15 protein-coding genes, 1 tRNA gene, 1 pseudogene and 1 other annotated feature are annotated in these 18,194 nt (G+C 39.6%); of the genes and pseudogenes, 11 read left to right on the top strand and 6 right to left on the bottom strand.

Annotated elements, in window-relative coordinates:
* Window positions 1-76 precede the first annotated feature (76 nt).
* Both rne and DV427_RS05650 read left to right on the top strand, forming a co-directional pair.
* Window positions 77-2,890 carry a ribonuclease E gene (rne, locus tag DV427_RS05645; RefSeq protein ID WP_114891606.1) on the top strand — a complete coding sequence of 938 codons (2,814 nt, stop codon included), beginning with the start codon at window positions 77-79 and terminating at the stop codon, window positions 2,888-2,890.
* A gap of 152 nt (window positions 2,891-3,042) precedes the next feature.
* A tRNA-Ser gene (locus tag DV427_RS05650) sits at window positions 3,043-3,132 on the top strand.
* A gap of 51 nt (window positions 3,133-3,183) precedes the next feature.
* On the opposite strand, the gene priC is transcribed toward DV427_RS05650, so the two are convergent.
* From priC to cmoA, 5 genes are all read right to left on the bottom strand, one after another.
* Window positions 3,184-3,768: a primosomal replication protein PriC gene (gene priC / locus DV427_RS05655; protein ID WP_114891607.1), complete on the bottom strand. Its 585-nt coding sequence runs from the start codon at window positions 3,766-3,768 to the stop codon at window positions 3,184-3,186.
* 32 nt (window positions 3,769-3,800) lie between these two features.
* Entirely contained in the window at window positions 3,801-5,153 is a 1,353-nt protein-coding gene (locus tag DV427_RS05660; RefSeq protein WP_114891608.1) for a Na+/H+ antiporter family protein, read from the bottom strand.
* A 109-nt stretch (window positions 5,154-5,262) separates the two neighbouring features.
* Window positions 5,263-5,383: a sequence feature (His leader region), on the bottom strand.
* Window positions 5,384-5,477: 94 nt separating this feature from the next.
* Window positions 5,478-6,167, bottom strand: coding sequence for a ribonuclease T (gene rnt, locus DV427_RS05665; RefSeq protein ID WP_114891609.1), 690 nt, complete (start codon window positions 6,165-6,167; stop codon window positions 5,478-5,480).
* A gap of 72 nt (window positions 6,168-6,239) precedes the next feature.
* A complete protein-coding gene (gloA, locus tag DV427_RS05670) occupies window positions 6,240-6,647 on the bottom strand; it encodes a lactoylglutathione lyase (RefSeq protein WP_005628548.1) in 408 nt (135 codons plus the stop codon).
* Between the two features lie 75 nt (window positions 6,648-6,722).
* Complete coding sequence (gene cmoA, locus DV427_RS05675; protein ID WP_114891610.1) at window positions 6,723-7,445, bottom strand: carboxy-S-adenosyl-L-methionine synthase CmoA; 723 nt, start codon at window positions 7,443-7,445, stop codon at window positions 6,723-6,725.
* Window positions 7,446-7,643: 198 nt separating this feature from the next.
* Here cmoA and aspS point away from each other — a divergent pair, with 198 nt between their 5' ends.
* The 7 genes and pseudogenes from aspS to DV427_RS05710 all read left to right on the top strand — a co-directional run.
* Window positions 7,644-9,410, top strand: coding sequence for an aspartate--tRNA ligase (gene aspS / locus DV427_RS05680; protein WP_114891611.1), 1,767 nt, complete (start codon window positions 7,644-7,646; stop codon window positions 9,408-9,410).
* 21 nt (window positions 9,411-9,431) lie between these two features.
* A complete protein-coding gene (gene nudB, locus DV427_RS05685; RefSeq protein WP_162790268.1) occupies window positions 9,432-9,905 on the top strand; it encodes a dihydroneopterin triphosphate diphosphatase in 474 nt (157 codons plus the stop codon).
* A 12-nt stretch (window positions 9,906-9,917) separates the two neighbouring features.
* Entirely contained in the window at window positions 9,918-10,658 is a 741-nt protein-coding gene (locus tag DV427_RS05690) for a YebC/PmpR family DNA-binding transcriptional regulator (protein WP_114891612.1), read from the top strand.
* Between the two features lie 48 nt (window positions 10,659-10,706).
* Window positions 10,707-11,279 (top strand): crossover junction endodeoxyribonuclease RuvC, encoded by a 573-nt coding sequence (ruvC, locus tag DV427_RS05695; protein ID WP_005628536.1) that lies wholly within the window; start codon window positions 10,707-10,709, stop codon window positions 11,277-11,279.
* 62 nt (window positions 11,280-11,341) lie between these two features.
* On the top strand, window positions 11,342-11,956 hold the full coding sequence (gene ruvA / locus DV427_RS05700) for a Holliday junction branch migration protein RuvA (RefSeq protein WP_114891613.1): 615 nt from the start codon (window positions 11,342-11,344) through the stop codon (window positions 11,954-11,956).
* Window positions 11,957-11,963: 7 nt separating this feature from the next.
* On the top strand, window positions 11,964-12,971 hold the full coding sequence (ruvB, locus tag DV427_RS05705) for a Holliday junction branch migration DNA helicase RuvB (RefSeq protein WP_009766712.1): 1,008 nt from the start codon (window positions 11,964-11,966) through the stop codon (window positions 12,969-12,971).
* Between the two features lie 478 nt (window positions 12,972-13,449).
* Window positions 13,450-13,719 (top strand): annotated as a pseudogene (locus DV427_RS05710) (transposase); the annotation flags it as partial.
* A gap of 62 nt (window positions 13,720-13,781) precedes the next feature.
* Here DV427_RS05710 and DV427_RS05715 read toward each other — a convergent pair.
* Window positions 13,782-14,996, bottom strand: a complete 1,215-nt coding sequence (locus DV427_RS05715) for a pyridoxal phosphate-dependent aminotransferase (RefSeq protein ID WP_005637314.1) — start codon at window positions 14,994-14,996, stop codon at window positions 13,782-13,784.
* A gap of 156 nt (window positions 14,997-15,152) precedes the next feature.
* Between DV427_RS05715 and DV427_RS05725 the strand changes: the two genes are divergently transcribed.
* A complete protein-coding gene (locus tag DV427_RS05725; RefSeq protein WP_162790269.1) occupies window positions 15,153-16,424 on the top strand; it encodes an isochorismate synthase in 1,272 nt (423 codons plus the stop codon).
* 14 nt (window positions 16,425-16,438) lie between these two features.
* Window positions 16,439-18,145: a 2-succinyl-5-enolpyruvyl-6-hydroxy-3-cyclohexene-1-carboxylic-acid synthase gene (gene menD, locus DV427_RS05730; RefSeq protein ID WP_114891615.1), complete on the top strand. Its 1,707-nt coding sequence runs from the start codon at window positions 16,439-16,441 to the stop codon at window positions 18,143-18,145.
* Window positions 18,146-18,194 lie beyond the last annotated feature (49 nt).

Consider the following 18,194-nt stretch of genomic DNA (forward strand, 5'->3'; position numbering starts at 1 on the left):
AGAAACACGAGGTCGATAACGAAGCAAAGTGCGGTTTATTTTGAGGTCTTTTAAAAATTTAATAAGAGAATTGACAATGAAAAGAATGTTAATTAATGCGACTCAAAAAGAAGAGTTGCGTGTAGCACTTGTTGACGGACAGCGCTTATTTGACCTGGATATTGAAAGCCCAGGACATGAGCAAAAAAAAGCGAATATCTACAAAGGGAAAATTACTCGCGTTGAGCCAAGCTTAGAAGCGGCTTTTGTAGATTATGGTGCAGAACGTCATGGTTTTTTACCATTAAAAGAAATTGCTCGTGAATATTTTCCAGATGATTATGTTTTCCAAGGTCGTCCGAATATTCGCGATATCTTGAACGAAGGCCAAGAAGTTATCGTTCAAGTTAATAAAGAAGAACGCGGAAACAAAGGCGCAGCCTTAACCACTTTCGTTTCTCTTGCGGGTAGTTATTTGGTCATTATGCCAAACAATCCGCGTGCAGGTGGAATCTCTCGTCGTATCGAAGGGGATGAGCGTACTGAATTAAAAGAGGCATTAAGTTCGTTAGATGTGCCTGAAGGCGTGGGGTTGATTGTTCGTACTGCAGGTGTGGGGAAATCTCCAGAAGAGTTGCAGTGGGACTTAAAAGTTTTACTTCACCATTGGGAAGCAATTAAACAGGCTTCACAAAGCCGTCCAGCTCCATTCTTAATTCATCAAGAAAGCGATGTGATTGTACGCGCTATTCGTGATTATTTGCGCCGTGATATTGGTGAGATCCTTATTGATAGCCCGAAAGTGTTTGAAAAAGCAAAAGAGCATATCAAACTTGTTCGCCCAGATTTCATCAATCGCGTAAAACTTTATCAAGGTGAAGTGCCTCTTTTCAGCCACTATCAGATCGAATCTCAAATTGAGTCCGCATTCCAACGTGAAGTGCGTTTACCTTCTGGCGGTTCAATCGTTATTGATGTAACTGAAGCATTAACTGCTATTGATATTAACTCCGCGCGTTCTACTCGTGGTGGTGATATTGAAGAAACAGCATTGAATACTAACCTTGAGGCAGCAGATGAAATTGCGCGTCAATTACGCTTGCGTGACTTAGGTGGTTTAGTTGTTATCGATTTCATTGATATGACGCCAGTTCGTCACCAACGTGAAGTGGAAAATCGTATTCGTGATGCCGTTCGCCAAGATCGTGCTCGCATTCAAATTAGCCGCATTTCTCGTTTCGGTTTGTTAGAAATGTCGCGTCAGCGTTTAAGTCCTTCATTAGGTGAGTCTTCACATCACATTTGTCCTCGTTGTCAAGGAACAGGTAAAGTGCGTGATAACGAATCTCTTTCCTTGTCTATCTTGCGTTTAATCGAAGAAGAAGCATTAAAAGAAAACACCAAGCAAGTGCATACGATTGTGCCTGTACAAATTGCTTCTTATCTTCTTAACGAAAAACGTAAAGCAATTAGCAATATTGAAAAACGTCACAATGTAGATGTTATTGTTGCGCCAAATGAAGCAATGGAAACACCGCACTTTAGCGTTTTCCGCTTACGCGATGGCGAAGAAGTGAATGAATTGAGCTATAACTTAGCGAAAATTCACTGTGAGAAAGATGAAAGCACTGAGGAATCTCTTGTTTCTCGTAATGTGGAAACAACCGTTGTTGCTGAACAACCCGCAGTTGAAAGTGCGGCAGTGGCCCTTTCTATTTCTGAAGCTGCTCCGACTCCAGTTGAGCGTAAATCGAATGAACCGTCTTTGTTAGCGAAAATTATTGCGAAGATTAAAGGCTTGTTTGCTTCTGAATCCGAAGAAAATAAACCAAAAAATAACCGCACTTCGCGCAATTCTAATCGTAATCAACGTCGTCCACAGGATCGCCGTACTTCTCGTCGACCACGTTCTGAAAATAACGAAACCGAAAGAACCGAAGAACAAGTTCGTAATATCCGCGAGCGTAATCAACGCCGTCCGCGTCGTAACTTAGTGGAAGAAAGTATCTCTGAAAGTGCGGTAAATTCTACACCTGTTTTTGAGACTCAGGATGAAAAAACTGAGCAAGTGACTCAACGCCGTCAACGTCGTGATTTACGTAAACGCGTGCGCGTTGAAGATAATGAGGTGGTTGTTGAAAATAACGAAAGCATTGTTGAACAAATGCCAGAAGTGGAGGTTGTCGAAGTTCAGTCCGTTCAAGATGATGAAAAACCAGTTCGTCAAAACCAAGAACGTTCTGAACGTCAAGATCGCCAACGCCGCACTCCACGTCATTTACGTGCAGCGAATAATCAACGTCGTCGCCGTAATCAAGAGCCAAAATCGCCAATGCCATTATTTGCTGCAGTGGCTTCACCTGAATTGGCAAGTGGAAAAGCTTGGGTGGACTATTCAACAGTGAACACTCCGAAAGAAAATAATTTCTTATCTGTGGATGAATTGCTTGAGCAAGAAAAAACTAAAAAAGGTTTTATCACGCCAGCAATGGGGATTGTGGTTGAAGAAAAATCTCTTGAAGTAAAACCAGCATTAGATTTTATTACTCAGCCAGCTAATGAGTCTGTACAGAAAAAAGTACAAGAATCTTTAGAGCGTTTAAATTCTCATAAACCTCAAGAAACGGTTGAGTCTATTGAGTCAACGATTACCGTAAATGAGCCTGAAATTGTAAATGAACCAGCCTTTATTCGTACCTATGAGTTTAATGGGCGTTTAGGTACCATTTCTTCAGTGACTCATACAAAAGCAGAGATGACTTTGGCGAAAGCGAGTGATGAAATGCCAGAAGCTTTCCCAATTACTGAATGGCAAGATTCTCGCTATTATTTTCACGGTAAAGGGGCAGCAGGACATCATAGTGCGATTAGCCATGTATATTCTGAGCCTACCCGAGCAAAATCAGAGTAATCTAAAATAAAAAATTAGAATTGGCGTGATGTTTATTACGTCAATTCTTTTTATTTTTGGGTTGCAGTAAAAATAGTCACTTGATAAAAATGAGATGATTTCTGCTTGACGGTCTTTCTCAAAAAACGTATTATGCGTGCGCATTAAATCACGGAGGAATGGTCGAGTGGTTGAAGGCACCGGTCTTGAAAACCGGCGAGGGTTTACGCCCTCCTAGGGTTCGAATCCCTATTCCTCCGCCATCAACTTTTCAAAGTTAACTAATTCGAGAGAATTAGTTTTTTCATTTCTAATTATCTATTTGCCGTATTTTCACGGTTTTCTAATTCTTCTTTAAACACCAAATATTCTTCTAAAAGATCGATTGCATCTTGGCATTTCTGTTGACGTTTTTTATAACCTTCTGCAAGTTGAGCATAACGTATTTTTTCATCATTATTTTTTTCTGCCTGCGCCAAATCTTTATGTTGTTGATAAAGCTTATTCAAGCGTTCTAATGCTTCATAGTATTTTTCTAACCGTTCTCTTGGCGGTAATTTATGAATGTTATGTTGAGATTTTTTAATGGTTTGTTTTGTTGTTTGGGGGGCTATTAGGTGAGTATTCTTGCGAGTTAAGGCTTCTGAAAGTACGGAACATTGGGCGAGTAAACGCTCTGCCAGAAAATTATAGTGATTAAGATCGTTAGATTCTAATGCCTTTATTCTATCTAGCGTTTGATTGATTTCCTTTAGATAAAAGGAAACATTCTGTCCATTTTCACTGAACAAAGTGCGGTCAAATTTAGCGAAGATTTTTTCTTCTCGTTTGTATAAATGAGCTTGATAAAGTCGCTGAACTTTTTGCTCTAAGATCTGGATAAGTTGTTGAATGTCCATAAAAAATCCCCCAAGTTGGGGGATTATAATCGTTAAAGGTACATTGCTGCAATCCAGCCAAACGCTAATAATGGAATATTGTAGTGTAGGAATGTTGGTACAACAGAGTCCCAAATGTGGTCGTGTTTACCATCCATATTTAAACCTGATGTTGGACCTAAGGTGGAGTCAGATGCAGGGGAACCTGCGTCTCCTAATGCAGCCGCAACACCAACGATTGAAACGGTGGCTAATGGTGAGAAACCAAAAGATAAACAAAGTGGCACGTAGATAGAGGCAATGATTGGCACAGTTGAGAATGACGACCCAATTCCCATTGTAATCAACAATCCGACCAGTAACATTAAGAATGCGGCAAAACCTTTACTTTGAATCGCACCATTACTTAAGCTTTGAACTAAATCTGTTACACCCGTTGTTGCATTAATCACATTAGCAAAACCGGATGCCGCAATCATAACAAATCCAATCATTGCCATTAAACGTAAACCTTGTTGGAAAATATCGTTACTTTCTTTCAATTTGAAAATGCCAAATATTGCGAAAATGACTATCCCAACTAAACCACCAATAATGGTTGAACTTGTCACTAATTGTATTGCGAAGGTCGCTACAATGGCGATTAAACTTGCAGTGATTTGTTTTGGTTTTATGTTCGCGATGTGTGCTTCAATTTCTTTTGTGGTTGGTTCTTGAATAGTTACATCATATTCTCTTGGTTTGCGATAAGTAATGAATATTGCGGTGAGCAATCCTAAAATCATTCCAATTACGGGCAATAACATCGCGAGGGATACTTGAGCAACATTTGTTTGTAAACCAAGAGCCGCACCTGCTTGATTGATATTTTTTACCAAAATACTTTCGATAAAGATTTTACCAAAGCCAACAGGAAGTAACATATAAGTTGCGGTTAAGCCAAATGTGAGGACACAGGCTACAGCGCGACGGTCTATTTGTAGACGATTAAAAATAGCAAGCAGAGGCGGCACGACAATCGGAATAAAAGCAATGTGTACAGGAAGTAGGTTCTGTGAAGAAATGGCGAATAATACCAATACACCCAAAATTAAATATTTAAACCAAGTCAAATTGCTAGAGCTTGGTGTTTTATTCATTTTAGTGATAATCTTATAGGCAATTAAATCGGTAATACCTGATTTAGAAATCGCAATCGCGAATGCACCAAGCATCGCATAGTTCATCGCGACTTCAGCGCCACCACCTAAACCTCCGGTGAAGGTTTCAATTGTTTTGCTTAAACCTAGATCGCCACAGAGCCCAGCAGTGAGTGCGGCAATAACTAATGCAATAATCACGTTAATACGTAGCAAACTTAGTGCGAGTAAAACGATAATCGAAATAACAACGGGATTTGTTAACATTGTATTTTTCCTTGTGAATTATTAAATGGTGAATACTTTACTTTAAAATTTTTGATTGTCGAATAAATAATGATGATGTCGTTGCATTGATGACTCCTGTGTTGTAATAAAACAAAACCCCTCGAAAGTTGCCTTCCGAGGGGTAAGATTTTATTATCCTGTCAGCTCGGAAGAAATCTTCCAAGCACACCAAAAACCTGAAAGATTATTCAGTTGAATGGTGATGATGGTGACGACGGATAATGTTCATTTTTTATCTCCAAATAAGAATTGCTTTTAAACTACTGGAAAAATAAAACTATTGCAACCACTTTTTTATTTTTCTTAAAGTGCGGTCTCTTTTTCAGTTGTTTTTTCCTGTTCTAGTTCAGAAGCAATATGTGGGAAACCACCTAAATCTTTTAAATGATTAACCATATAACAGAATAATTCCGCTGTACGTTCGGTGTCGTATAGCGCAGAGTGAGCTTGTTTCCCATCAAACGGGATTTTAGCGGCAAGACAGGCTTTAACAAGCACAGTTTGACCAAACATCAACCCTGCTAAACTTGCCGTGTCAAACATTCCAAAAGGGTGGAAGGGATTACGTTTTACGCCGGTACGTTCAGCGGCAGCCATTACAAAACTTTGGTCAAAAGCAGCATTGTGCGCCACAATGATAGAACGTTGGCAATCCGCATCTTTTTGTCCTCTACGCACCATTTGAAATAGCCCTGTGATTGCATCGAGTTCAGACACTGCGCCACGTAATGGATTGTGAATATCAATGCCATTAAATTTCAAGGATTCTGGATTAATATTTGCGCCTTCAAAAGGCTCGATATGAAAATGGCATTTCTGATCAGGATGTAAATAACCGTTTTCATCCATTTTTAATGTGATGGCGGCCAGTTCGAGTAACGCATCTTTTTTTGCATCAAAACCTGCAGTTTCAACATCAATTATGACGGGAAAATAGCCACGAAAGCGATTTTTTAATTGGTTGTGATAAGGGATTTCTTGAGAATCGGACATAATCTATCTCTTAAAATAAAATAACGCAGGAATCCCTACGTTATTAAAAATACAATAAAAATTGACCGCACTTTAGTTGCCTAAACCAGATTTAGTACTTTTGTTTTCGATAAATTCAATTTTATAACCATCTGGATCCTCAACAAAAGCAATGACGGTTGAGCCACCTTTAACTGGCCCGGCTTCGCGAGTAACGTTCCCACCGCTTGCGCGAACAGCTTCACAAGTCGCATAAATATCATCTACGCCGATAGCGATATGTCCATACGCTGTGCCGTGTTCATATTTATCTACGCCCCAGTTGTATGTTAATTCAATTTCTGCCGCACTTTCGCCATCTTCGTAACCTAAAAAAGCCAGCGTATATTTGTATTCTGGGTTTTCACTGGTGCGTAATAAGCGCATACCTAAAACATCTTGATAAAATTTGATTGAACGATCTAAATCGCCCACGCGTAACATAGTGTGTAAAATTCGCATTGGTTTAATCCTTTTTTGATAAAAAATGCGGGCATTATGCCATAAAAAAGTTGAATTAAATAAATTTGTTATGAATTATTTAACTGCAATCATTGAGCCAAAATTAAAGCATTGGAACCAAAGTTCTACTTGTGAAAATCCTACGTTTTTTAACCGCACTTTGTGTGTCTCGATAGAATCTGTACGCATCACATTTTCAAGTGCGGTACGTTTCTGACTCACTTCAAGTTCGCTATAACCATTAGCGCGTTTGAATTGGTGGTGGAGATCAATCAGTAGCTCATTTACCTTTTCATCTTCAAAACGGAATTTTTCTGATAACACGAGTACGCCATTTGGATTTAAACCTTCATAGATTTTGGTAAGCAATGCGATACGATCTTCAGGCGGTAAAAATTGCAAGGTAAAGTTGAGAATGACCATTGAGGCATTTTTAATCTCAACGTGGCGAATATCGTCACAGAGAATTTCTACAGGTACCTCACTATGATATGCCGCAATATGTTGGCGACAACGTTCAACCATAGGTTGAGAATTATCGATGCCAATAATTTTTACATTTGGTTGATGAATATTTCGACGTGCCGAAAGTGTGGCCGCACCTCGTGAGCACCCAAGATCATAAACATTACTATCAGCAGTAACGAAACGTTCTGCCAGCATACCGATTGCCGTAATAATGTTGGAATAGCCAGGCACGGAGCGCTGAATCATATCTGGAAAGACTTCGGCAACGTTTTCATCAAAGGTAAAATCGCCGAGTTTTTCAATGGGAGTGGAAAAAATAGTATCTTTCATGGTTTACATTGTGTGTGGGATGTGTGTTTTTTCAACTTTCCACACCCTACAGATTAGAAAATATTTAAAAAGTACGGTCATTTTAAGGAAAGTTTTCAAGGGGTCAAATAAATTTCCGTTTAAGATTTAAAAGACGCGCCTTTTTCCGTATAATTCTGCGGTATTTTTCCATTTTTATAGAGAGTTAAGGAATTGAATATGATGCGTACACATTATTGCGGAGCATTAAACCGTAACAATATCGGACAAGAGGTAACATTAAGCGGTTGGGTTCACCGCCGTCGTGATTTAGGTGGCTTAATTTTTATTGATATGCGCGATCGTGATGGCATAGTGCAAGTTTGTTTTGATCCGAAATATCAAGCCGCATTGACAGCGGCTGCTGGGTTACGTAACGAATTCTGTATCCAAATTAAAGGTGAAGTGATTGCGCGTCCTGAAAACCAAATCAATAAAAATATGGCAACAGGCGAAGTGGAAGTGTTAGCGAAAGAATTGCGTGTTTACAATGCTTCTGATGTGTTACCTCTCGACTTTAACCAAAACAATACTGAAGAACAACGTTTAAAATATCGTTATTTAGATTTACGTCGTCCAGAAATGGCTCAACGTTTGAAAACCCGTGCAAAAATCACCAGTTTTGTACGTCGTTTCATGGATGATAATGGTTTCCTTGATATTGAAACCCCAATGCTTACCAAGGCAACGCCAGAAGGTGCGCGTGACTATTTAGTGCCAAGCCGTGTACATAAAGGCAAATTCTATGCATTGCCACAATCACCACAGCTTTTCAAACAGCTTTTGATGATGTCTGGTTTTGACCGTTATTATCAAATTGTGAAATGTTTCCGTGATGAAGATTTACGTGCGGACCGTCAGCCTGAGTTTACTCAAATCGATGTGGAAACCTCTTTCTTAACCGCACCAGAAGTGCGTGAGATTATGGAACGTATGATACACGGTTTATGGCAACAGATTGCCGGTGTGGATTTAGATAAATTCCCACAAATGACCTGGCAAGAAGCAATGACCCGTTTCGGTTCTGATAAACCTGATTTGCGTAACCCATTAGAAATGGTCGATGTGGCAGATATCGTAAAAGACGTTGATTTTAAAGTATTTAATGAGCCAGCAAACAATCCAAATGGCCGTGTTGCAGTGATTCGTGTACCAAATGGTACAGAAATCACCCGTAAACAAATTGATGAATATACACAATTTGTTGGTATTTACGGTGCAAAAGGTTTAGCTTGGGCGAAAGTAAACGATATTAATGCAGGTCTTGAAGGCGTACAAAGCCCGATTGCGAAATTCTTAAATGAAGATGTATGGAAAGCGTTAGCAGAACGTGTGAATGCACAAACCGGCGATATCTTATTCTTCGGTGCAGATAAATGGCAAACCACTACTGATGCAATGGGCGCATTGCGTTTGAAACTTGGTCGCGATTTAGGGTTAACTCGTTTAGACGAATGGCAACCGCTTTGGGTGATCGATTTCCCAATGTTTGAACGTGATGAAGAGGGTAATCTTGCAGCAATGCATCACCCATTCACTTCACCAAAAGATTTTAGTCCAGAGCAATTAGAAGCCGATCCGACAAGTGCGGTAGCAAATGCTTATGATGTGGTGATCAACGGCTATGAAGTCGGTGGTGGTTCCGTCCGTATTTTCGATCCGAAAATGCAACAAACCGTATTCCGCATTCTTGGTATCAATGAACAAGAACAACGTGAAAAATTTGGTTTCTTATTAGATGCATTAAAATTCGGTACTCCTCCACATGCAGGTTTAGCATTCGGTTTAGACCGTTTAACCATGCTTTTAACTGGCACTGAAAATATCCGTGATGTGATTGCCTTCCCGAAAACAACGGCAGCGGCGTGTTTAATGACAGAAGCACCTAGTTTTGCGAATCCGCAAGCGTTGGAAGAGTTGGCGATTTCTGTCGTTAAAGCAGAATAAGTTTGAAATATTAGGAATTAAGTGCGGTCAGATTTGGCCGCATTTTTAATGATGCAATACAAAAATAATCAATCTGTTCTCGTTGTAATTTACGCTAAAGATACAAACCGAGTTTTAATGCTCCAACGCCGAGATGATCCTGACTTTTGGCAGTCTGTTACGGGCACCATTGAACGTGATGAAATACCAAAAAACACAGCAATTCGAGAGCTTTGGGAAGAAGCTAGGTTAGAAATTTCGGAAAATTCCACCGCACTTTTTGATTGCAAAGAGAGCATAGAATTTGAAATTTTTCCACATTTCCGATATAAATACGCACCGAATGTGACGCATTGCCGTGAACATTGGTTTTTGTTGGCAATGGAGCAAGAATTCGAACCAGTATTAAGTGAGCATTTGGCATATCAATGGGTTTCCCCTGAACAAGCAATCCAAATGACAAAATCTTCCAATAATGCGGAAGCAATTAGAAAATATATTCTTAAAGATAAATAGAAGGAAAACAACATGGCAGGCCATAGTAAGTGGGCTAATATTAAACACCGCAAAGCAGCACAAGATGCACAACGCGGTAAAATTTTTACTAAATTAATTCGTGAACTTGTTACCGCAGCTAAAATTGGTGGTGGCGATGTGAGTGCTAACCCGCGTTTACGTGCAGCAGTAGATAAAGCGCTTAGCAATAACATGACACGCGATACTATTAACCGCGCTATTGATCGTGGTGTAGGCGGTGGTGATGACACCAATATGGAAACCAAAATCTATGAAGGTTATGGCCCAGGCGGTACAGCGGTTATGGTTGAATGTTTAAGTGATAATGCAAACCGTACGATCTCACAAGTGCGCCCAAGTTTTACTAAATGTGGTGGTAACTTGGGAACAGAAGGTTCTGTTGGTTATTTATTTAGCAAAAAAGGTTTAATTTTAATTGAACAAGCAGATGAAGATGCATTAACTGAAGCGGCTATCGAAGCGGGTGCTGATGATATTCAACCACAAGATGATGGTTCATTTGAAATCTATACCGCTTGGGAAGATTTAGGTTCAGTGCGTGATGGCATTGAAGCAGCGGGCTTTAAAGTACAAGAAGCTGAAGTAACGATGATTCCATCAACAACCGTTGATCTTGATATTGAAACTGCACCAAAATTACTTCGTTTAATTGATATGTTGGAAGATTGTGATGACGTACAAAACGTATATCACAACGGTGAAATCAGTGACGAAGTGGCATCTAAACTTTAATAAATGTAAATAAATGGGTAATTTAATTACCCATTTTTTATAGAAATTATGAGCATTATTTTAGGTATTGATCCAGGCTCTCGCGTAACTGGTTACGGTGTGATTCGTCAAACAGGAAGACATTTGGAATATCTTGGAAGTGGCGCAATTCGTACTCAAGTTGAAGATTTACCAACCCGTTTGAAACGCATTTATGCTGGAGTAACTGAAATCATCACGCAATTTCAGCCTGATATGTTTGCGATTGAGCAAGTGTTTATGGCGAAGAATGCTGATTCAGCCTTGAAACTCGGGCAGGCTCGCGGCACGGCGATTGTTGCGGCAGTAAATCATGATCTACCTGTTTTTGAATATGCCGCACGTTTAGTAAAACAAACGGTTGTGGGCATTGGTTCTGCAGATAAAGTGCAAGTGCAAGAAATGGTGACTCGTATTTTGAAGTTGTCAGACAAACCTCAAGCCGATGCCGCGGATGCCTTGGCTATCGCAATTACACATGCGCATTCTATCCAACATTCTTTACATATTGCCAATTCTGTGAAAATGACAGAAACGCAAGAAAAAATGACCGCACTTTTAAAGACCAGATATAGCCGAGGACGCTTTAGATTAAAAATTTAACTGGATGTTCGTCCAGTTTTATTTTATTCTATGTGTTAAGTTTTTTATCATTCGGAAGAATTATGATCGGTCGCTTACAAGGCATTCTTTTAGAAAAACAACCTCCAGAAATTTTACTCAATGTGCAAGGCGTAGGCTATGAATTGCTTTTGCCTATGACAAGTTTCTATGATTTACCAGAAATTGGTCAAGAAACTACTTTATTCACCCATCTTGTTGTTCGGGAAGATGCTCACTTACTCTTTGGATTTGCCCAAAAAACAGACCGCACTTTATTTCGTGAATTAATTAAAACAAATGGGGTGGGGCCTAAATTAGCCTTAGCGATTTTATCCGCCATGTCGGTTGAACAATTTGCTTATGCGATAGAGAGAGAAGAGCTTTCTAAACTCACCAAAATTCCTGGTGTTGGTAAAAAAACAGCTGAGCGTTTGTTAGTTGAACTCAAAGGTAAATTCAAAGGCGTAAAACAAAGCGATTTCTTTGTAGAAAGTACCCATATTCCGTCAGTTCCATCCATTGAATCCCACTCAGAAAGTTCATCTGATGAAGCTATTTCTGCCTTGATTGCTCTAGGTTATAAACCTTCAGAAGCAGAAAAAATGGTGAAACGAGTAGCTAAACCTGACTTAACCAGTGAACAAGTTATCCGCGAAGCTTTAAAAGCCGCACTGTAGGTGAGACATGATTGAAGCAGATAGAATTATTAGCGGGCAAGCTAAGCTTGATGAAGATGTTATTGACCGTGCTATTCGTCCTAAATTATTAGCGGATTATGTTGGTCAGCCGCAAGTACGCGAGCAGATGGATATTTTCATCAAGGCAGCCAAGCTACGTCAAGATGCCTTGGATCATTTATTGATTTTTGGCCCTCCTGGCTTGGGAAAAACCACGCTTGCTAATATTGTGGCAAATGAAATGGGCGTGAATATTCGCACGACGTCAGGGCCTGTATTGGAAAAGGCCGGAGATTTAGCCGCAATGCTAACCAATCTTGAACCGCATGATGTGTTATTTATTGATGAAATTCATCGACTTTCCCCTGCTATTGAAGAAGTTCTTTATCCCGCAATGGAAGACTATCAATTGGATATTATGATTGGTGAGGGGCCTGCTGCTCGTTCTATTAAATTAGATTTGCCACCTTTTACTTTGGTTGGCGCGACGACTAGGGCGGGTTCTCTGACTTCGCCATTGCGTGATCGTTTTGGTATTGTGCAACGTTTGGAATTCTATTCTGTAGAAGATTTAACATCTATCGTTGCAAGAAGTGCGGGGTGTTTGAATCTCGAATTAGAACAGCAAGCTGCTTTTGAGGTGGCTCGTCGTTCACGAGGCACGCCTCGAATTGCAAACCGTTTATTACGACGTGTGCGTGATTATGCAGATGTGCGCAATGGGGGAGTAATTTCGGTAGATGTGGCAAAACAAGCGCTTTCAATGTTGGATGTAGACGATGCCGGATTTGATTATTTAGATAGAAAATTATTATCTGCAGTTATTGAGCGTTTTGATGGCGGGCCAGTAGGGCTGGATAATCTTGCTGCTGCAATTGGTGAAGAACGTGATACCATTGAAGATGTGTTAGAGCCTTATTTGATTCAACAGGGGTTTCTACAAAGAACGCCGCGTGGTCGTATTGCAACATCACAAACTTATCGCCATTTCGGTCTGCAGAAATTATCAGACTAGATAAATTTAACCACTAAAAATGATCTGCACCCCAAAAGTTGGACTAAATAATCAACCGATTAAGGTGTAGATTTTTTATGACTAAATACACTCCATTCTCCAAATAACAAGAGATAGATTTTTATCTTCAACACAGTAAAAACAGTTCTTTCACGAAAAATATTTGCATCTTATTGGTAAAACATTAAGACTCAGGATTAAACAATTTAATCATAGTGGAATGAACGGATTATCAGTAATGGGCAAGAAACAAATGTATTATCGTCGTATTACTCTAGAGCTAAGAAAAAACTAAACATAAATCATAGGAAAGTCCAATGTATGATGAATATATTTTGAACATTAAAGAGGAATGTAAGAGACAAAAATACCGCACTTTCCAAAGGAAATATGTCGTATTTCTGATAATGTGTTAAAACGCAACTTTACCGTAAGACGACCGAATAAAAAGTGGGTAACAGGCCTTACTTACATCCGGCAATATCAAATGATAGATTATCAAAAAATTCAATTGAAAAATGGTATTCGACAGCGTATATCGAGAAAAGGAAATTATTTAGATAATGCGACAATGGAGCGTTTCTTTGGATGGTTAAAAACGGAGTGTTACTAGGGGAAACAGTCTGATACTTTCGAACAACTCGAAAAAACGATTCATGAGTACATTCATTATTACAACCATGAGCGCATTCAGGGGAAACTAAAAGGACTCAGCCCTGTGAATTACAGAACTCAGTCCTTGAACTAAATCAGTCTAACTTTTTGGGGTCAGATCATTTAGTCCCCTTCGTAATTTTGTCAAGGCATACGTTATTGACGGTAGTCCGACAAAAATCTTGCTAATTTTGTAATGGCTTCTTCAAGCTGATTCACATAAGGAAGGGTCACTACACGGAAGTGATCAGGTGAATGCCAATTAAATCCTTTACCGTGCACAAGTAATACTTTTTCTTGGCGAAGTAAATCCAGCACCATTTTTTCATCACTGTGAATATTGAATTTTTTCACATCAATTTTCGGGAACATATACATCGCCCCCATTGGTTTCACGCAAGTAATGCCTGGAATTTGAGTGATGAGATCATAGGCTTTATTTCGTTGCTCAAGTAATCGACCGCCCGGTAAAATAAATTCATTAATACTTTGATAGCCACCAAGTGCGGTTTGAATTGCATGTTGCATTGGTACGTTGGCGCATAAACGCATTGATGCCAGCATATCCAAGCCTTCAATATAACCTTTCGCATTATGTTTTGGTCCGTTCAAAATCATCCAGCCTTGGCGGAAGCCCGCAACTCGATAAGCTTTTGATAACCCATTCAGCGTAACCGTTAATAAATCAGGAGCAAGCGCGGCAATGTGATGATGCACCGCACCATCGTATAGAATTTTGTCGTAGATTTCGTCAGCGAAGATAATCAAATTATTTTGGCGAGCGATTTCCACAATTTCTTGTAATAATTCTTTGCTATACACTGCACCAGTTGGGTTGTTTGGGTTGATGATAACAATCGCTTTAGTCTTTGCATTCACTTTGGCTTTAATATCATCAATAGCGGGGAACCAATTTGCTTCTTCATCACAAAGGTAATGAACAGCTTTACCGCCAGAAAGTGTTACCGCAGCAGTCCAAAGCGGATAATCAGGCATCGGCACAAGTACCTCATCGCCATCATTGAGTAATGCTTGCATGGCCATTGTGATAAGCTCAGATACGCCGTTGCCGATATATACATCATTGACGGTCGCTCCGTGAATCCCTTTTGATTGATAATATTGAACAATTGCTTTACGAGCAGAATATAAACCTTTTGAATCACAGTAGCCTTGCGCTGACGGCAAATTACGTAATACATCGACCAAAATTTCATCTGGTGCTTCAAAGCCGAAAGGTGCGGGATTGCCGATATTAAGTTTTAAAATTTTATTTCCTTCTTCTTCTAAGCGTAGTGCTTCTTTGTGCACTGGCCCGCGAATGTCATAACATACATGTTCTAATTTGTCGGATTTTGGGAATAATCTCATAGTGAAATCCTTTTGTATCTAATAAATTTTTCGAGAAAAGTGCGGTTAATTTACGCTGAATTTTCAATATTGAAAAGATTTTGTAAAAAAATTTTTTGTCATTAATAATCTGCGGTAGAATACGGCTAATTTTTTGTGTATTTAAAACAAAATCTAATGAGTTATTTAGCGCAGGCAATAGGCGAGTTAAAATCGCAAATTCACGCATATTTACAGCAATCAACGAATGAACTTGTCCGTTTTCAGGTGAAACTGGACAAAGTCGATTTGTTGGCGTGGCTGAAAGGTCAATCTGCGTATCCACAATTTTATTTACATTTTCGTGATGAACCAAAAGCATTGGCTGCCCTTGGTGAAGATAGGTCATTTTCACAGTTAAATTTAGCACAAGAGTTTATTGAAGAAAGCGGTTTCCCACTGGTAGGCGGTTTGCAATTTCAAGGTAGCGCACAATTTGTATTACCCAAAATTCTTGTTGAACAGGATGAGAAAGGTGCGTCGGTATCATTTTTTGTGAAAGATGAACAAAGTGCTAATGATTCCTTAGCTTATCTCAAAACTTTTGAAAATATCACCGCACTTTCTGTTTTGCCAAAACAAATTCCTTTGCATACAGCTCCTCGAGCTAACGAAAGAACTTGGTGTGATTGGGTAAATCAGGCTTTGGTAGAAGTTAAAAGTGGGGAACTAACAAAAATTGTATTAGCCAATGAAACCACTTTTCATTTAAAGCAAGCGATTAATGCGTATGATTTTTTAGCAGAAAGCGAAAAACAAAATCAAGGTTGTTATCATTTTTTGTGGGCTGAAAAGCCTCATTCGGTTTTTGTTGGTTCTACGCCAGAACGCCTATTTGCTCGAGAGTATAACTTATTGCTAACCGAAGCTTTGGCGGGGACAGCATTGGTTTCTGAAAGTGAGGAAGAAACCAAATCTCAAGCCAATTGGTTATTAAATGATGAGAAAAATTTAAAAGAAAATTGGTTGGTTGTAGAAGATATTTCGCAGAATTTACGTAAGCAAGTAGAAAGTTTTGATGTGAGTAATGTGGAATTGAAACCGTTACGTAAAGTACAACATTTGATTCGTAAAATTCGTGCAAATTTGACCGCACATTATGCAGATGTAAATATATTAAAAGCGATTCATCCTACAGCTGCGGTATCTGGTTTGCCACAGCAACAAGCCAAAATGATTTTGTCAGAAATTGAAACCTTTGATCGAGGCTGGTATGCGGGAACATTGGGTGTGATGAGCGATGTATGTTCAGAGTTTTGTGTAGCGATTCGCTCTGCCTTTATTGAAGGTCATCGTATTCGAGTATTTGCTGGCGCGGGCATTGTGGCAGGCTCGCAGCCATTGGAAGAATGGAAAGAAATTGAACGTAAAGCGGCAGGGTTAATTTCCTTGTTTGCAGAAGAGAAATGATAACGGAGAAAAAAATGTCGGTAAGCGTGTTTAATCGTTGTTGGTCGAAAGTGATTTTAGAAACCTTGGTACGCCAAGGAGTTTCTCACGTTTGTCTCGCGCCAGGTTCGCGTTCGACACCTTTAACTCTTGAAGCCGTACGTTTGCAAAATTCGGGTTCAGTCACTTGTCATACACATTTTGACGAACGCGGTTTAGGTTTTTTTGCCTTGGGTATTGCTAAGGTAACTCAATCACCTGTTGCAATTATTGTGACATCAGGTACGGCGACTGCAAACCTTTATCCCGCAATTATTGAAGCACGTCAAACAGATATAAGTTTATTTATTTTAACTGCTGATCGTCCACCAGAACTTTGGGAGTGCGGTGCAAATCAAGCTATTTTGCAGCAAAATATGTTTGGTCAGTATCCAGTTGCAAATGTTAATTTACCTAAACCGAACGCTGATTATTCTGCGCAATGGTTGATTTCTCTACTTGAACAGGCAGCCTTCCAACAAAAACAACAAGGTGGCGTTGTTCATATTAATGTACCATTTGCCGAGCCACTTTATGATGCAACTGATGAGGCTGTAGATTCTCACCCTTGGCTGCTGCCGTTACAACGCTGGTTAATTCAAACTAAGTCTTGGATGAATATAGAAGCGCAACAGAACGAAGTATTAATGCATGAAAACTGGGATCATTGGCGTACCAAACGCGGTGTCGTTGTGGTTGGTCAATTGCCTGCAGAACAAGCGATGGGAATTAATTCTTGGGCAAGCTCTATGGGCTGGGTGTTACTGACGGATATTCAATCTGGTGTTGTTCCAACGATGCCTTATGAAGATATTTGGCTCGCAAACCAAACTGTTCGTGAAAAACTTCTGCAAGCTGATATTGTGATTCAATTTGGTGCACGCTTTATTAGTAAGCGAATTAATCAATTCTTACAGGCTTTTAAAGGTGAATTTTGGTTGGTTGAACAAAGCGGTAAAGCATTAGATCCTTACCATCATTCATTGACAAGATTCAATGCTAAAGCACATCATTGGTTGCGTGCGCATCCTCCTTTACGCCAAAAGCCTTGGTTGCTTGAGCCGTTAGCTTTATCTAAATTCTGTGCTACCTTTATTGAACAGCAAGTAGGCGGAAATTTAACGGAAGCCTCGCTTGCATTACGTTTACCAACACTTTTACCTTATAACGGTGTTTTATTTTTAGGTAATAGTTTACTTGTTCGTCTGGTTGATGCGCTAACTCAATTACCAGAAAGTTATCCTGTTTATACCAATCGTGGCGCGAGTGGAATTGATGGTTTGTTGGCTACGGCTGCTGGAATTGGTATTGGTTCAAATAAACCTGTTGTTGCGGTGATTGGCGATACGTCCACTTTATATGATTTGAATTCTTTCGCATTATTCAAAAACGTTACGCAACCAACGGTAATCTTTGTGATCAATAATAATGGCGGCGCGATTTTTGATATGTTACCTGTGGATGAACAAGTCAAAGATCAGTTTTATCGATTACCGCATAATGGTGATTTTTCTCAAATTGCCGCAATGTTTGATCTTAAATATGCTCATCCTTATACTTGGGCTGATCTCAATTCTGTTGTTAAACAGGCTTATAGTCGTCGCAAGGCAACGTTAATTGAAATTAAAACGAATCCGAGTGATGGTAGTAGTTTGTATAAACGCTTAATTGAGCAAATTAGCCACGCAGTGATTGGTGCTTAAGTATTCCGTAGGCAGGCTTTAGTCCTGCCATATTTTATTATTTTCTCTC

The sequence above is a fragment of the Haemophilus haemolyticus genome (assembly GCF_003351405.1).
GTDB lineage: Bacteria > Pseudomonadota > Gammaproteobacteria > Enterobacterales > Pasteurellaceae > Haemophilus > Haemophilus haemolyticus_N.

Coding starts and splice junctions, on each gene's coding strand:
- rne (WP_114891606.1), top strand. CDS start 77: ATGAAAAGAATGTTAATTAATGCGACTCAAAAAGAAGAGTTGCGTGTA.
- priC (WP_114891607.1), bottom strand. CDS start 3,768: ATGGACATTCAACAACTTATCCAGATCTTAGAGCAAAAAGTTCAGCGA.
- DV427_RS05660 (WP_114891608.1), bottom strand. CDS start 5,153: ATGTTAACAAATCCCGTTGTTATTTCGATTATCGTTTTACTCGCACTA.
- rnt (WP_114891609.1), bottom strand. CDS start 6,167: ATGTCCGATTCTCAAGAAATCCCTTATCACAACCAATTAAAAAATCGC.
- gloA (WP_005628548.1), bottom strand. CDS start 6,647: ATGCGAATTTTACACACTATGTTACGCGTGGGCGATTTAGATCGTTCA.
- cmoA (WP_114891610.1), bottom strand. CDS start 7,445: ATGAAAGATACTATTTTTTCCACTCCCATTGAAAAACTCGGCGATTTT.
- aspS (WP_114891611.1), top strand. CDS start 7,644: ATGATGCGTACACATTATTGCGGAGCATTAAACCGTAACAATATCGGA.
- DV427_RS05690 (WP_114891612.1), top strand. CDS start 9,918: ATGGCAGGCCATAGTAAGTGGGCTAATATTAAACACCGCAAAGCAGCA.
- ruvC (WP_005628536.1), top strand. CDS start 10,707: ATGAGCATTATTTTAGGTATTGATCCAGGCTCTCGCGTAACTGGTTAC.
- ruvA (WP_114891613.1), top strand. CDS start 11,342: ATGATCGGTCGCTTACAAGGCATTCTTTTAGAAAAACAACCTCCAGAA.
- ruvB (WP_009766712.1), top strand. CDS start 11,964: ATGATTGAAGCAGATAGAATTATTAGCGGGCAAGCTAAGCTTGATGAA.
- DV427_RS05715 (WP_005637314.1), bottom strand. CDS start 14,996: ATGAGATTATTCCCAAAATCCGACAAATTAGAACATGTATGTTATGAC.
- DV427_RS05725 (WP_162790269.1), top strand. CDS start 15,153: ATGAGTTATTTAGCGCAGGCAATAGGCGAGTTAAAATCGCAAATTCAC.
- menD (WP_114891615.1), top strand. CDS start 16,439: ATGTCGGTAAGCGTGTTTAATCGTTGTTGGTCGAAAGTGATTTTAGAA.